The 482-nt window shown below is 67.0% G+C and carries 1 protein-coding gene; it reads left to right on the forward strand.

What is annotated here, in order from left to right; translation table 11 throughout:
- Positions 1 to 482 (forward strand): helix-turn-helix domain-containing protein (locus tag ADL25_RS16155; RefSeq protein ID WP_199839166.1); only part of this gene is annotated, 482 nt, incomplete at both ends.

The following is a 482-nucleotide window of genomic DNA, read 5'->3' on the forward strand; positions in this document are numbered from 1 at the left end:
TCCACGCCTTCAACGAGCGGGGGTTCGACGCGCTGGACCCAAAATGGAGCGGGGGACGCCCTAAGACGATCACTGACGAGGTGCGCGAGCACATCTGCCCGATCGCCCGGACGTCCCCCGCCGACTGGAAGATCACCGCGTTCTCCACCTGGAGCCTGAGCAAGCTCGCCCACCATCTGGTCAGGCAGAAGGTGACCGCGGCCATCAGCCGGGAGACCCTGCGCCGGATCCTGCGCGCCGGCAACGTCTCCTGGAAGACCACCACCACGTGGAAGGCGTCCACCGACCCGGAGTTCATCGCCAAGATGCACCGCATCCTGGCGCTCTACGACACCCCACCGGCGGACGGGCGGGTGATATGCGTCGACGAGTTCGGCCCGCTGAACCTGATGCCGCGCAAGGGCAAGGCATGGGGTCCGGTGAGGCGTCCGCGCCGGTTACGGGCCACCTACAACCGTTACGGCGGTGTGAGGCACATGATC

Origin of the sequence: Streptomyces sp. NRRL F-5122 (assembly GCF_001507435.1) — a bacterium.
Lineage (GTDB): Bacteria > Actinomycetota > Actinomycetes > Streptomycetales > Streptomycetaceae > Streptomyces > Streptomyces lannensis.